The organism is Flavobacteriales bacterium (assembly GCA_016704485.1).
GTDB lineage: Bacteria > Bacteroidota > Bacteroidia > Flavobacteriales_F > PHOS-HE28 > PHOS-HE28.
Genome location: JADJAA010000001.1, coordinates 2,121,218 through 2,135,000 on the forward strand (window position 1 = coordinate 2,121,218; position 13,783 = coordinate 2,135,000).

Here is a 13,783-nt window from a genome sequence, read left to right on the forward strand (position 1 = left end):
ATCAAGTGTATGAGCGGCTCACTGCCAATAGATTTGTCAGCGATATGAAAGCACTACCAACGAATGATATGATCCGTGAACTTCAAGTAGCGTTGAGGTCACAATTGTGCAAGCTCGATGAACTCGAGAAGTTACCACCGGGCCTATTGCGACGAAAGCCAAATTCCAATGGCTGGAGCGTACTGGAAACAGTGGACCACATGTGTTTGAGCAGCGGGTTCTATTTGCAAGGCCTGAAAAAGATCTACGACAAGGATGTTCGTTCCGTTAAGCACTCCGATCAGGTTTTACCGGGCAGACTTGGGTCTTTCTTCACTGAGGGAATGAAGCCGAAAAAGGACGGAACCATCAATTGGAAAATGAAGACCATGGCGCGCTTTCAGCCCGAACAAAGTGTCTCAACGACCGAAGCTTTACTCGAATTCAGGACCTTGCTGGTTTCATTTGATCGCCTGATCACACTTGCAGAACAACACGGCATGGAGGGCGAAAAAGTTGTGAGCACGCTTGGTCCCTTGGTGAAGTTCAGGATCGTTGATGCATTCCGGTTTCCGATAGCTCACCAAGCCAGGCATTTCTTGCAGATCGACCGCACGTTGGGTATAGTGATGCGCTCGAATTAATTCATCAATTCACCGTTGACGTAGGTTGCTTTCACTTTTGTTTTGCGCGCACCTTCCTCGTTCGTATTCAACAGGTCGCGGTCAAGTACGATGAAGTCCGCGAATTTGCCGGTTTCCAGGCTGCCTAATTCATTTTCAGAGAACGTTGCGATCGCATTCCACAAGGTCATGCCCAACAACGCATCCGTGGCTGATAGCGCATTCTTGGGCTGGTAGCCTCCTTCCGGTTCGCCAGCCTTGTTCGTTCGAAGAACTGCAGCGCGGAACGTCTCCAAAGGATCGATCCCCTCAACCGGGAAATCCGTACCCAAGGCCAGTATGCCGAGCGTTCTGCGTAAGCCTTCGTAAGCGTAAGCGTTTGCGATGCGGTCAGGGCCGAGCCGTTTCTCAGCCCAAGGGCCATCGCTAATGGCATGGGTAGGTTGAACACTCGGAATTATACTGAACGTCTCGAATTTCAGACGATCCTCGGGAGACACCACTTGCGCATGTTCAATGCGCCATCGAAGATCATTCTGGCCTCCGAGCACTTCGCTATACACATCAAGCAATAATGCATTGGCCGAGTCACCGATACAATGCGTGTTCATTTGGTAACCGTATTTCAAACACCACCGTGCGATCTCCTGGAAATGTTCACGTGTCGCTAATTGCAGCCCATGACTTTCCGGCTGATCCGAATAAGGTTTCTTCAACAATGCACCACGTGATCCAAGTGCACCGTCCGCGTAAACTTTTACGCTGCGAACGATCAGCCGATCTTCTTTGATGGGGCCGCTTTTCTCAAAATGGGCCAGGTTCTCAGGTGCATCCGCGATCATGCCATATATGCGCATTTTCAGCGCACCTTCTTTTTGCATTGTGCGGATCAATTCGATCGTACCTACGTCCAATCCAGCATCACAGACCATGGTAAGCCCCACAGCGAAACAATCTTTTTGCGCATCGAGCAGAGCCGTACGCTTCGTGGTCTCATCAGCTTCATCGAATATCTTTTGGAACACGCTGACGGCATTATCTAACAACACGCCTGTTGGTTTGCCATTCCGTTTCAACATCAGTCCACCTTCGATCGACGTGTTCGGGTCCATATTCACCCGATCCATAGCGATCTGGTTCACAACCGCCGCATGTCCATCTATGCGCTGCAACAATACTGGTCGATCACCGAAGAGTTCATTCAGCTTTCCATTGTCCGGATACTCATTGACGGCCCAATCGTTCTGATCCCATCCACGGCCAATGATCCATGCGTTCTCTGGATGCGCTTTCGCGAATGCTACTGTACGCTCCAATACTTCTTCCCAGCTTTTCGTGCCATGCAGATCTATCTTTTGTTTGTTGAGTCCATAACCGAAGAAGTGACAATGCCCATCAATGAATCCGGGATAGATCGCTTGTCTTGCGGCATCCACTACATTAGTTGCTGCATAACGGTTCATGATCTGGCGCTCAGGTCCGAGTTCCACGATCCGCCCATCCCGAATGGCCATTGCCTGATAAATGGTGTTGTTGCCATCCATGGAATGGATCACCGCGTTATGGACCACCAGATCCGCATCCTGTGAATGATAACAGCTCGTGAACAGCAGTGCCGAACCAATTAGAATTGTTGTTCTCATGCGCTTATGAATAGTTTCGTTCCAGGCCAACGTTGATAGAGTTTTTCGGTGTCCAGGATCAATAGTCCTGCGATCAATAGGAACGGCAACAATGGTGTGCGGTAACGTACCAAGGCACCCATTACCGGGGTGGTCCAACCGATGATCAATGCTAGAAGGATCACGTAGAGCATCAAAGACAGAAGCAAGCCCTTCGGAACAGCGATCTCCTTCGACCGATAGATCAAACACATTCCTATGAACGCGAGCACAAAAAGATTCTCAGCGATCGAGATCAAACCCAACGCATTCAATGGGGAATGGATCAAAGGGCCAAAAAAAGTAATGTAAAGCGCATAGGGTGCGAGCGAGATGAACGACCATAGATCAGGTTCCAGCAACGGTGGCATTACGAAACTTCCGGAGCCGACCTCATTGACCAGACCAATGAAATCGTGTTGTTTGCGCACGATGGTCTCCAAAATGTCGAAACCTGGAATGACATAAGGCGTAATCAATGCCAGAACTGCACAAGCACCGTAGATGACCAATGCCTTCAACCATATCGAAGGAGAAGGCATTCGATATGCCCAAGCGAATAGGACCAATGCTGGTAAAAGGCTCAAAAGCACATAGAACTTCAAGAAGAACAAAAGCATACCGGTGCCGATCAGTGTAAATAGCCCCAGTGCATTGACCTTACCCTGGATCCAGTTCATCATGACATGGAAAAAAGATCCAAGCCCAAAGAATAAAAGACTTTCCTTGATCACGCCGCTTCCCCATAGGAGTACCGATGGTAGTAGGAACACCACGATCATCAACGCGCGTTCCTTACCAGCAAGAAAACCAACGAATGCTCTGTAGATACCGACCATGCCTGTCAACGATACGAATGCGGCAAAGACCGTGTGAACATGGAACTCCCCGAAACTGAACAAGCGGATCAGTGCGTTGAACCGGATCAGCGTGTGCGAGTCGTTGTAGAGGTAACCTTCGAACTTCCGGTACCAGTTGTTCATGACGGAATAGTACTTATCACTGAACCATTGGCTGTCATTGCCGATACCGATCAGCATCTTGAAATAATCCATGGGGTGCTCGCTCAAAGCACCGAACATGATGGCGCTATCATCGAAATACTTGAATACATCCGCATTCGAACGGTCCGGATAAACCCACGTGTAAATGGCCCATAATGCCGTGCCGGCCAACACCTTGAGCAAGAAGATCAGACTCAGCCAACGAAATGATAAGCCCGGTACGTCTGAATAGAATCGTACCCGTCGCATCAGCAACAGGAACAACATGGTATATCCAATGGCTAGAATTATTCCGGACATCGCGGCGCAAGGTAGACGTACGGATCGCGAAAAAGTTGGCTCAGTTCTTCATCGTACTTATCGGTTCGATCCTGCCTCCTACCTTTGTCGCACACAACATGCCAACGGTAAAGACAAACCCGGATATCGCGCCAGCAGGCGTGGATACCGCAAAGAAATTGGGCCTGTTGCCCGAAGAGTTCGAGAAGATCAAGAAGATCATGGGGCGAGCCCCGAACTTCACGGAGCTGAGCATATACAGCGCCATGTGGAGTGAGCATTGCTCGTATAAGAACTCGATCAAATTGCTGAAAACATTGCCACGGACAGGCCCGAAATTACTTGCCGAGGCAGGTGAAGAGAACGCAGGTCTGGTTGATATCGGAGACGGTTGGGCATGTGCGTTCAAGATCGAAAGTCACAACCATCCAAGTGCGATCGAACCCTACCAAGGTGCAGCAACGGGTGTCGGTGGGATCAACCGCGACATTTTTACAATGGGTGCCCGTCCTATCGCACAACTAAATTCATTGCGTTTCGGTGATATTACGCAAGAGGCGAGCAGCCGTTGGCATTTGCGAGGAGTGGTAAAAGGGATCGGTGATTACGGAAATGCGTTCGGCGTACCAGTGGTTGGTGGAGAGGTCTATTTCGACCCATGCTATACTACGAACCCGCTTGTGAATGCGATGAGCGTGGGCATCGTGAGAACCGATAAAGTGATCAGTGCGACCAGCCATGGTGTTGGGAATCCAGTGTATATCGTTGGCAGCGCAACAGGAAAGGATGGTATTCATGGAGCTTCCTTCGCGAGCAAGGACATGACGGAGACCAGTATGGACGATCTGCCTGCGGTGCAGGTCGGAGATCCGTTCATGGAGAAGTTGCTCTTGGAAGCATCACTTGAACTTGCGGATACCGATGCCATCATTGGTATGCAGGATATGGGTGCCGCCGGTATTACGTGCAGCACAAGTGAAATGAGCGCTAAAGGTGGATGTGGAATGGAGATCCATCTGGAGCGCGTACCAACGCGTCAAATGGATATGCGCTCATGGGAGATCCTGCTCAGTGAAAGCCAGGAGCGTATGCTGGTCGTTGTGAAGAAAGGGCGAGAGAAGGACGTGCAGGACATCTTCGATAAGTGGGACCTGAATTGCGTGGAGATCGGTAAAGTGACCAAAGGCCCGGAGATTAAATTCTTGATGAAGGGTGTATTGGTTGCCGAGGTGAATGCGGATAGCCTTGTGCTTGGAGGTGGTGCTCCGGTCTATGACCGGGAAACCAAAGAACCGGCCTACATCAAAAAGAACAAGGCCTTCAAGATCGCGGATATTCCTGAGCCGGATGATCTCAAAGCTATTGGGTTGGATCTTTTATCAAGTACCAATATCGCTAGCAAACGGTGGATCACAAGGCAATACGATTCTATGGTGCGCACGAATAACATGAACACCAATGCTCCCAGTGATGCGGCGTTGGTGTTGGTGAAGGAAACCGGAAAAGCGTTGGCCATGACGGTGGATTGTAATGGTCGGTACGTTCAAGCTGATCCATATACAGGAGCCATGATCGCGGTCAGTGAGGCGGCACGAAATATCGCTTGCACAGGTGGCGAACCATGTGGCGTTACCAATTGCTTGAATTTCGGTAATCCATATGACCCAGAAGTGTACTGGCAATTCTCCGAAGTGATCCGTGGAATGGGAGACGCTTGCCGTGCCTATGCAACACCGGTCACGGGTGGTAACGTCAGCTTTTATAATCACACGGTTACGGACAAGAAGAACATTCCCGTATTCCCGACACCTACCATTGGAATGGTAGGTATAGTTGCGGATATAGGGAAACGTATGACCATGGATTTCAAAACGAAGGGTGACTTGATCTTTATCCTCGGAAGGACCGTTGATGATATCTCCTCTAGCGAGTACCTGGTTCGTCATCACAAGGTCCAGAACTCACCTGCACCGTATTTCAACTTGGAAGAAGAAAGTCGTTTGCATACCATGTTGTTGATGCTGATACGCAAAGGATTTATCAATGCAGCGCATGATATCAGCGACGGTGGTCTCTTCACAACGTTGGTCGAAATGGGATTACCGCGTGGTCTTGGATTCGACATTGTTACCGATAGCGAGATCCGCCCTGATGCATATCTATATGGTGAAGCACAAGGACGTGCTATCGTAGCAGTAAGTGAAAATACCGACACCGAATTTCTGGATATGATGCGGGCCAGCCGTGTACCATGCGTATTGCTTGGTCATGTCACAAAAGGAAAGGTGGTGGTGGATGATGAAACGTTCTGTTTCATAGAGGATGCGCGTAAGGTCTATGAAGGTGCGATCCCGGATGCCATGGCCCAATAACCTGCACTAGCACTAGCAGACCTCATTTACTTTCACTTACGAACAGAACCAAAACATAAGAATATGCCATTACCAAAATTGAACGGAAAACTTCCTTTAGTAGGACAACCCGCACCTTCACTTCGCTATGTAGGGGTCGATCGGGCAACCCACGACATGCAAAATTTGCGAGGTAGCGTGGTAATTCTCCTAACCGTACTGAGCGTAGACACCGGCACATGCGCTAAAGAAGCGCGAACTTTCAATGAACGCGCATCCGAGTTGGGCGCAACCATTATCACCAACAGCATGGATCTGCCGCCTTCTTTGGATCGCTTTTGTGCTGCCGAGGGGATCAAGAATGTGCAGATGACATCTGATTATCGATTCCGGGATATGTTCAACAATTGGGGAGTAGGAATTCTGGAAGGCCCTTGGGAAGCTGCGTTGGCGAGGGCTGTTTGGGTGCTCGATAAGGACGGCGTTATTCGTTATCACGAGCTCGTACCGGAATTGGGAAACGAGCCTAACTATGAAGCCGCATTGCAGGCAGCAAAGGAACTTCTCTAGGGCAAGTTTCTTAGTTGAACTCTAGAAGCGCCGATGGATCAACGTACGAGTTGGTCGATCGGCGCTTTTTCGTGGAGAGCTTTTCGCGAAGCTAGAAGGCATGCATTGTGCGCATGCGACTTGCGATCAATTGGTCGATCACCATCAACACGAAAGCACCACCTACCGCAGCTAGTACCCATGGCGACATGAGGTAGCTTGATAATTGGGGAATATGCAGCAATTGAATAATGCTCGATATCCAAGATTTAGTAGTGCTTCCTACGGATGAGAATGTTGCAGAAAGAACGATGACAGTGGCGAGCATAGCAGCAATACCATACCACAGCTTCTTACTGATGAGCGGTGTGTAACTCGCCGGAACAGAGCCAATAGGTGACAGTTTTTGCAGGATCTGACTCTCAAGATCGACCGGCGCAGTGTTGTGTCCAATTTCTTGGAACAGCAACCGCAACGGGTCATTGGGATCTAGGCGGTCGTTCTTAAGGTCCATAGCTCGTCCTTCAGTTGGTGATGCAGTTCATCGTATAGCTTCTTTCGGCTCCGGTGCAACTTCACTTTTACATTGGACGCACTAAGTTGGGTAACGGTTACGATCTCTTCAACACTTAGTTCTTCCAGGTAGAACATCGTTACGAGTGCAGCGTCGTCCGGCTCCAAGGTAGTTAGCGCTTGTTCAAGGATCTGTTTGCGATCGTCAACGGGATGCAATGGGTCTTCTCGTGGTTCAACTCCTGAGGTTTTCATGTCATCCAATGAACTGCCTTGGTCTTTGCGAGCGCGTAAAGCGGATATCGACATCCGATAGGCAATCGAATACAACCACGTGGAGAATTTGCCTACCCCTTGGAATTCGTTGAGCTTCTGAAATGCTTTTACGAATACATCCTGGGTCACCTCTTCGGCATCCATACTGTTGCGCATAACGCGACTTGCAACAGTATATACCATGTGCTTGTAGCGCCCAATGAGCACACCGAATGCCCTATGATCTCCGGTGCTAGCTAAGCGTATGGCTTCTGCGTCTTCCAAATCGTGACCATGGGACGCTGAACTGACCTCCCTAGGTTACACGAAGGTGAATGCACCCTCGTCTTTTTGAAAGAGGTAAGGGATGAACGGTCGCCCGTTGGAGTTCCGATCGGTGAGCATCGGTATGAATGGGTTGTAACCAGTTCCTGAAAGTTCACGTCCCATTCAACGGAACACCAGAATGATCAACCTTGAACCAATTAGAAAATGGATACTCCAGCATCAGAAGTACTTGTCGCATTGATCTTTTTTTCGTCCGTCTTTGGGATCGTATATATCACAGTTACCGCACGTCATCGGCAACGCATGGCCATGATCGAAAAAGGGTTGATGCCAGCCGAACCGACAAGACGCACGGATCCTTTCCAAAGTCTTAAGTTGGGCATGCTTGGGATTGGTGTTGGTCTTGGCCTATTATGCGGTTATTTGTTCCAGACCTATGCCATGATCGATGGTGAGGATAATCCGCTCCCATACTTTGTTATGGTCGCAATTTTCGGTGGCCTGGCGTTGATCTGGCATTTCTTTATTGTACAGCGCAAACAACGAGGGTAACGGGCGCTGACTAAGTGAAAGCGGGGCCATGTGCTCCGCTTTCTTTGTTCTGGTTCACGACTATCTTCGTCCCCGGTTCAAGAAATGCGTTTGCTCAAGTCCTTTTTCCGGATCCTCTTCGCGATAGTGTTCTGGACCGTATTCGTAACGGCTCTGTGGGTTGCATTGCTTGGTGTTGTTGATCCGCCGGTTACTTGGGCCATGGTTGTGCAATCCAAGGAACAGAAAGAGTTTCATCGAACAAGCGTGGATCTTGAAGACATTTCACGCAGCTTTCCATTGGCGGTCATAGCGTCAGAGGATCAACGCTTCTTTCATCACTTCGGGTTTGAGTGGGAGCGGATCAAGAAGGCTATTCAGTACAATGAAGCGAAAAAGGGAAAGCGCGTTCGCGGTGCGAGTACCATCAGCCAACAGACCGCTAAGAACGTATTCCTCTGGCCCGGACGCACCTATATTCGGAAGGGCCTGGAACTCTGGTTCACACTTTTGGTGGAAACCCTTTGGACGAAGGAACGGATCCTGGAAGTGTACCTCAACGTTGCTGAAATGGGGAAAGGTGTATTCGGTGCAGAGGCCGCTGCTCAAAAGTGTTTCAATAGACCCGCTTCGAAATTATCGCCTCTGCAATGTGCATTGATCACAGCAACGTTGCCGGCACCTAGGCGATTCAATTGTGAGCGTCCTTCAGCATACGTTTCCAAACGCGCGCAATGGGTATTAAGGCAAATGCGGAATATCGGTGATCAAATGGACCCAGAGGTGCGTGAACGCATTAAAGCGAAGATCGAGAAAGAATCGCTTCGCATGAAGAAGAGGAGGAGGTAGACGATCCCTGGAAGTTTGCTTATGGTCCGGAAGATCGCTAACAGGCACTTTCCATCACATTGACTCAACATCCATTCTCAACTAGGAGGAATGAGAGACTGAGAGAGGCTTGTAATTACTTTGCAATTCAACTGCGGTAGGGTAGGCGAACTCCAAGCTGGCTGCAGCAAACCTCCGCATCAACTCCAGGTGGATCCTGGTCTGTACAGCGAAAATATCAGCACCATTGTGAATGAAATAGACGAACGTGATGTTCAACGAATAATCCTTGAATGCTGTAAAGCTTGCCAAATGATCAGCAAGAAGCACATCTTGGTTGTCCATTACCAATTGAGTGAGGATGGCGATGGCTTCTTCGATCTTGCTCGGGGCGGTATCATAGATCAACCCTAGATCATGCTTCACCTTGCGAGATGGCTCACTGGTCACGTTCTGAAGAACCGTATCGTTGAATTTGAAATTGGGGACCACAACGATAGGCCCATCCAACGTCTGTATCCGAGTGCTGCGGATACCGATCTCTTTCACTGTACCATCATGACCCTCGATCCGGATACGATCACCTGTCTTGAACGGTTTATCACTGAATACCGTGATGCCTCCGAAAACATTGGCAACCGTATCCTTGGCGGCCATCGCCAACGCCAGACCTCCGATCCCGATACCGGCCAGAAGCGCTCCAACGTTGTATCCAGCATTGTTCATGGCCAACACAATACCCAAGCCCCATACCAATAGTTTTATTGAACTCCGCACAACCGGTACCAATTGGCTTTCAATTACAACTGTTTCGTTACGTTCTGCTCGCGGAAGCAAGTATTCCTGTACCAACGCATCCAATAACCGAGCGATCAACCATGTGAACGTAAGCGCCAACGAAACTTTGAAGACCCGATCGGCCCAAAGCTCAACACGAGGAACGAATGCGAGCTGGTTATAACCAAGATAGAAGCCGAAAAGCGTAACGGCCAACACGATCGGTTCTTTTAATTGGCCTACCAGTATATCATCCAGTTTGGTGGCCGTTCGGGATGCCATTTTCGACAGGACCTGTTCCAGAATGAAATAGACGAGCCGAGCAGCTATCCAGCCACCAACGGCAAAGGATAGCCCGAAAAGCCATAGTTCCAGTGCATTATTCAAAAATGTTCCTTTCATCCTCAACGGTTTCGGATCTACTTTTGAAGCACATTGAATTTAGGCACTTCCAAGTCGATGTGTAGCTCGCAAAGGTAGGATCGCTCATGAAGGATATAGAGAAGAATGCAAGGAACGATGATCTGATCGTGGTTACAGGGGCCAGTCGTGGCATAGGCCGGGAGATCGTTCTGGACCTTATTGCCAACGGTCATACGGTACTGGCCATAGCACGCAATGGTGAGCAACTTGGATCGATCCGTGATGAGATCAATGGAACAGGTGAGTTGATCATATTGAGCGTGGATCTGGCAGAACCCAATAGTACAGTTACGGTTAAGAAAGCTGTCGCTGGCAGAGGGGTGCGAGCGTTGATCCATAATGCAGGGGTACTTCACAATAAACCTATGGGCGCACACGAGCACAAGGATCTAGCCGAGCTATATAAGGTCAATGTCTTTGCCCCTCTGGAACTTTCACAGGCATTGGTAGAGGAATTGAAAGGAGACCCACCAGGTCATATCGTTCATATTGGTAGTATGGGTGGCTTTCAGGACAGCTCTAAATTTCCGGGCCTTGTTGCGTATAGCGCAAGCAAAGCGGCATTGGCTTGTATTGCGCAATGCTTGGCAGAAGAGTTCAAGGATATCGGCATCCGCAGCAATTGCCTCGCATTGGGCTCGGTGGATACCGATATGTTGCGTGCTGCATTCCCCGGATCTCAGGCTCCTATCAGTGCGGCGGCAATGGGACGTTATATTTCTTGGTTCGCATTGGAAGGACACAACTACTACAACGGTAAGGTGTTACCTGTTGCGGTGTCGACTCCCTGAGAAATATTATCAGGTTTATTTTAGGGTTTACTTGCAAGTTCAGAAAACCTCCTTAGATTTGCAGCCGCTTTCGGAAAAACGTTCTTTGAAGCGACGCTCAAAAGGGGGCAAAAATTGGGAAGATCAAGTGGGTTGAAAATTTATTTTCAACAAACAGTTGCTAGTTCTTTTCGAAGCATTACTTTTGCACCCCCGATCGAAAAATGGGAACATTTTTAGACCGGAATTTGAACGACTGAACACAACCGGAAAACGAGCCTTTAACAGCTCGGGATACCGATACAGTTCTTTGACTTATTGTCCATTCTGAATACAGCAGGTATCCTTGTGTCCGCCATACGGCGGACCACATGAAGAGACCTCGTCAACGAACCAGATCAAACAAACATTTACAATGGAGAGTTTGATCCTGGCTCAGGATGAACGCTAGCGGCAGGCTTAACACATGCAAGTCGAGGGGTAACAGGAGAGCTTGCTCTTGCTGACGACCGGCGCACGGGTGCGTAACACGTATGGAACTTACCTTTTACTGGAGGATAGCCCGGAGAAATCCGGATTAATACTCCATAATAAACGAAGTGGCATCACTTTGTTTTGAAAGCTCAGGCGGTAAAAGATGGCCATGCGCACGATTAGCTAGTTGGTAAGGTAACGGCTTACCAAGGCTACGATCGTTAGGGGGCCTGAGAGGGTTATCCCCCACACTGGTACTGAGACACGGACCAGACTCCTACGGGAGGCAGCAGTGAGGAATATTGCGCAATGGAGGCAACTCTGACGCAGCCATGCCGCGTGCAGGAAGAAGGCGCTACGCGTTGTAAACTGCTTTTATCAGGGAAGAAACCCCAGGACGTGTCCTGGGTTGACGGTACCTGAGGAATAAGCACCGGCTAACTTCGTGCCAGCAGCCGCGGTAATACGAAGGGTGCAAGCGTTATCCGGATTCATTGGGTTTAAAGGGTGCGTAGGCGGAACATTAAGTCAGTGGTGAAATCCTGCAGCTCAACTGTAGACTTGCCATTGATACTGATATTCTTGAGTGCGCTTGAAGTAGGCGGAATATGTCGTGTAGCGGTGAAATGCTTAGATATGACATAGAACACCAATTGCGAAGGCAGCTTACTAAGGCGATACTGACGCTGAGGCACGAAAGCGTGGGGAGCGAACAGGATTAGATACCCTGGTAGTCCACGCCGTAAACGATGATCACTCGTGATTGGCGATATACGGTCAGTCACCTAGCGAAAGCGTTAAGTGATCCACCTGGGGAGTACGATCGCAAGATTGAAACTCAAAGGAATTGACGGGGGCCCGCACAAGCGGTGGAGCATGTGGTTTAATTCGATGATACGCGAGGAACCTTACCAGGGCTCGAACGTACGTTGACAGTCGCGGAAACGTGATCTTCTTCGGACAACGTACGAGGTGCTGCATGGCTGTCGTCAGCTCGTGCCGTGAGGTGTCGGGTTAAGTCCCATAACGAGCGCAACCCCTATCTTTAGTTGCCAGCGGATAATGCCGGGGACTCTAAAGAAACTGCCCGTGTAAACGGTGAGGAAGGTGGGGACGACGTCAAGTCATCACGGCCCTTACGTCCTGGGCTACACACGTGCTACAATGGCGAGTACAGAGGGATGCTACCGAGCGATCGGATGCGGATCTTCAAAACTCGTCTCAGTTCGGATCGGAGTCTGCAACCCGACTCCGTGAAGCTGGAATCGCTAGTAATCGCATATCAGCCATGATGCGGTGAATACGTTCCCGGGCCTTGTACACACCGCCCGTCAAGCCATGGAAGCCGGGGGTGCCTGAAGTTGGTGACCGCAAGGAGCTACCTAGGGCAAAACCGGTGACTGGGGCTAAGTCGTAACAAGGTAGCCGTACCGGAAGGTGCGGCTGGAACATCTCCTTTTTAGAGTAAATTGATCGAAGTCTCTGCTTTACATAGCAATATGTATTGCGATACTTGCTGTTTCAGATGGATAATAATCTTAACGGTACCACCGTAACCGTCTCCATAGTCCTGTAGCTCAGTTGGTTAGAGCGCTACACTGATAATGTAGAGGTCCGCAGTTCAAATCTGCGCAGGACTACCATGGGATAGGCAACGGGGGATTAGCTCAGCTGGCTAGAGCGCCTGCTTTGCAAGCAGGAGGTCATCGGTTCGACTCCGATATTCTCCACTGGTATTCCCTTAACTTCGGTTACGGGAAAAACGCCCACGATGGGCACCGTTCTTTGACATGTTGTTGGATAAACTAAAACAGACCGAGTGATCGGTCTATAAGAGCAATTTAAGATCACAAGAAGATCGAAAAGTTACTAAGGGCGTACGGTGGATGCCTTGGCTCTCAGAGGCGACGAAGGACGCGATAGGCTGCGATAAGCCACGGGGAGGAGCATAATATCCTGTGATCCGTGGATCTCCGAATGGGGCAACCCAGCTGGTTGAAGACCAGTTATCCTGAAAAGGAAGCAAACCCAGGGAACTGAAACATCTAAGTACCTGGAGGAATAGAAAACAAGTAGTGATTCCCCTAGTAGTGGCGAGCGAACAGGGAAAAGCCCAAACCGGCGGCGTTTCGGCGCAACCGGGGTTGTAGGACCACAACGTGGACTCAAGATGTGTAGTGGAACCCTTCTGGAAAGTTGGACCATAGCGGGTGACAGTCCCGTACACGAAATGCATCTTGTACCTAGTGGTATCCTGAGTAGGGCGGGACACGTGAGATCCTGTCTGAATCTGCCAGAACCATCTGGCAAGGCTAAATACTGCTGAGAGACCGATAGCGAACCAGTACTGCGAAGGAAAGGTGAAAAGCACCTCGAACAGAGGAGTGAAATAGACCCTGAAACCGTGCGCCTACAAGCGGTCGGAGCCCATTTATGGGTGACGGCGTGCCTTTTGCATAATGAGCCTACGAGTTGCTC

General features: G+C 49.6%; 11 protein-coding genes, 2 tRNA genes and 2 rRNA genes (1 of these 15 only partly in view). 10 read left to right on the forward strand and 5 right to left on the reverse strand.

Annotated elements, in window-relative coordinates; all coding sequences use genetic code 11:
* Positions 1–44 precede the first annotated feature (44 nt).
* Positions 45–623 (forward strand): DinB family protein, encoded by a 579-nt coding sequence (locus IPF95_09050; GenBank protein MBK6474847.1) that lies wholly within the window; start codon positions 45–47, stop codon positions 621–623.
* Here the strand turns inward: IPF95_09050 and IPF95_09055 are convergent.
* Together IPF95_09055 and IPF95_09060 are read right to left on the reverse strand one after the other, a co-directional pair.
* Entirely contained in the window at positions 620–2,245 is a 1,626-nt protein-coding gene (locus IPF95_09055; GenBank protein MBK6474848.1) for an amidohydrolase, read from the reverse strand. The genes IPF95_09050 and IPF95_09055 overlap by 4 nt on opposite strands.
* On the reverse strand, positions 2,242–3,567 hold the full coding sequence (locus tag IPF95_09060; protein MBK6474849.1) for a hypothetical protein: 1,326 nt from the start codon (positions 3,565–3,567) through the stop codon (positions 2,242–2,244). Before IPF95_09060 ends, IPF95_09055 begins: the two co-directional genes overlap by 4 nt.
* Before the next feature lie 98 nt (positions 3,568–3,665).
* On the opposite strand from IPF95_09060, the gene purL reads away from it, so the two are divergent.
* Positions 3,666–5,918 (forward strand): phosphoribosylformylglycinamidine synthase subunit PurL, encoded by a 2,253-nt coding sequence (gene purL, locus IPF95_09065; protein ID MBK6474850.1) that lies wholly within the window; start codon positions 3,666–3,668, stop codon positions 5,916–5,918.
* A 63-nt stretch (positions 5,919–5,981) separates the two neighbouring features.
* Entirely contained in the window at positions 5,982–6,467 is a 486-nt protein-coding gene (tpx, locus tag IPF95_09070; GenBank protein ID MBK6474851.1) for a thiol peroxidase, read from the forward strand.
* A 91-nt stretch (positions 6,468–6,558) separates the two neighbouring features.
* On the opposite strand, the gene IPF95_09075 is transcribed toward tpx, so the two are convergent.
* Both IPF95_09075 and IPF95_09080 read right to left on the reverse strand, forming a co-directional pair.
* Positions 6,559–6,960, reverse strand: a complete 402-nt coding sequence (locus IPF95_09075) for a hypothetical protein (protein ID MBK6474852.1) — start codon at positions 6,958–6,960, stop codon at positions 6,559–6,561.
* Entirely contained in the window at positions 6,936–7,499 is a 564-nt protein-coding gene (locus IPF95_09080) for a sigma-70 family RNA polymerase sigma factor (protein MBK6474853.1), read from the reverse strand. Before IPF95_09080 ends, IPF95_09075 begins: the two co-directional genes overlap by 25 nt.
* Positions 7,500–7,706: 207 nt before the next feature.
* Here IPF95_09080 and IPF95_09085 point away from each other — a divergent pair, with 207 nt between their 5' ends.
* Both IPF95_09085 and mtgA read left to right on the forward strand, forming a co-directional pair.
* Entirely contained in the window at positions 7,707–8,054 is a 348-nt protein-coding gene (locus IPF95_09085; GenBank protein MBK6474854.1) for a hypothetical protein, read from the forward strand.
* Between the two features lie 84 nt (positions 8,055–8,138).
* A complete protein-coding gene (gene mtgA / locus IPF95_09090; GenBank protein ID MBK6474855.1) occupies positions 8,139–8,882 on the forward strand; it encodes a monofunctional biosynthetic peptidoglycan transglycosylase in 744 nt (247 codons plus the stop codon).
* 81 nt (positions 8,883–8,963) lie between these two features.
* On the opposite strand, the gene IPF95_09095 is transcribed toward mtgA, so the two are convergent.
* Positions 8,964–10,040, reverse strand: a complete 1,077-nt coding sequence (locus IPF95_09095) for a mechanosensitive ion channel family protein (GenBank protein MBK6474856.1) — start codon at positions 10,038–10,040, stop codon at positions 8,964–8,966.
* 86 nt (positions 10,041–10,126) lie between these two features.
* On the opposite strand from IPF95_09095, the gene IPF95_09100 reads away from it, so the two are divergent.
* The 5 genes from IPF95_09100 to IPF95_09120 form a co-directional block, all read left to right on the forward strand.
* Positions 10,127–10,852 (forward strand): SDR family oxidoreductase, encoded by a 726-nt coding sequence (locus IPF95_09100; GenBank protein ID MBK6474857.1) that lies wholly within the window; start codon positions 10,127–10,129, stop codon positions 10,850–10,852.
* 391 nt (positions 10,853–11,243) lie between these two features.
* Positions 11,244–12,764 (forward strand): 16S ribosomal RNA (locus tag IPF95_09105).
* Positions 12,765–12,871: 107 nt separating this feature from the next.
* Positions 12,872–12,948, forward strand: a tRNA-Ile gene (locus IPF95_09110).
* A 13-nt stretch (positions 12,949–12,961) separates the two neighbouring features.
* Positions 12,962–13,035: transfer RNA gene (locus IPF95_09115), tRNA-Ala, on the forward strand.
* Between the two features lie 129 nt (positions 13,036–13,164).
* A 23S ribosomal RNA gene (locus IPF95_09120) occupies positions 13,165–13,783 on the forward strand; it runs 2,266 nt beyond the window's last position.
* The 16S and 23S rRNA genes sit together here with 2 tRNA genes alongside, the layout of an rRNA operon.

Bases quoted from the DNA above. Each gene is read 5' to 3' on its own strand.
- IPF95_09050 (MBK6474847.1), top strand. From the start codon at position 45: ATGAAAGCACTACCAACGAATGATATGATCCGTGAACTTCAAGTAGCG.
- IPF95_09055 (MBK6474848.1), bottom strand. From the start codon at position 2,245: ATGAGAACAACAATTCTAATTGGTTCGGCACTGCTGTTCACGAGCTGT.
- IPF95_09060 (MBK6474849.1), bottom strand. From the start codon at position 3,567: ATGTCCGGAATAATTCTAGCCATTGGATATACCATGTTGTTCCTGTTG.
- purL (MBK6474850.1), top strand. From the start codon at position 3,666: ATGCCAACGGTAAAGACAAACCCGGATATCGCGCCAGCAGGCGTGGAT.
- tpx (MBK6474851.1), top strand. From the start codon at position 5,982: ATGCCATTACCAAAATTGAACGGAAAACTTCCTTTAGTAGGACAACCC.
- IPF95_09075 (MBK6474852.1), bottom strand. From the start codon at position 6,960: ATGGACCTTAAGAACGACCGCCTAGATCCCAATGACCCGTTGCGGTTG.
- IPF95_09085 (MBK6474854.1), top strand. From the start codon at position 7,707: ATGGATACTCCAGCATCAGAAGTACTTGTCGCATTGATCTTTTTTTCG.
- mtgA (MBK6474855.1), top strand. From the start codon at position 8,139: ATGCGTTTGCTCAAGTCCTTTTTCCGGATCCTCTTCGCGATAGTGTTC.
- IPF95_09095 (MBK6474856.1), bottom strand. From the start codon at position 10,040: ATGAAAGGAACATTTTTGAATAATGCACTGGAACTATGGCTTTTCGGG.
- IPF95_09100 (MBK6474857.1), top strand. From the start codon at position 10,127: ATGAAGGATATAGAGAAGAATGCAAGGAACGATGATCTGATCGTGGTT.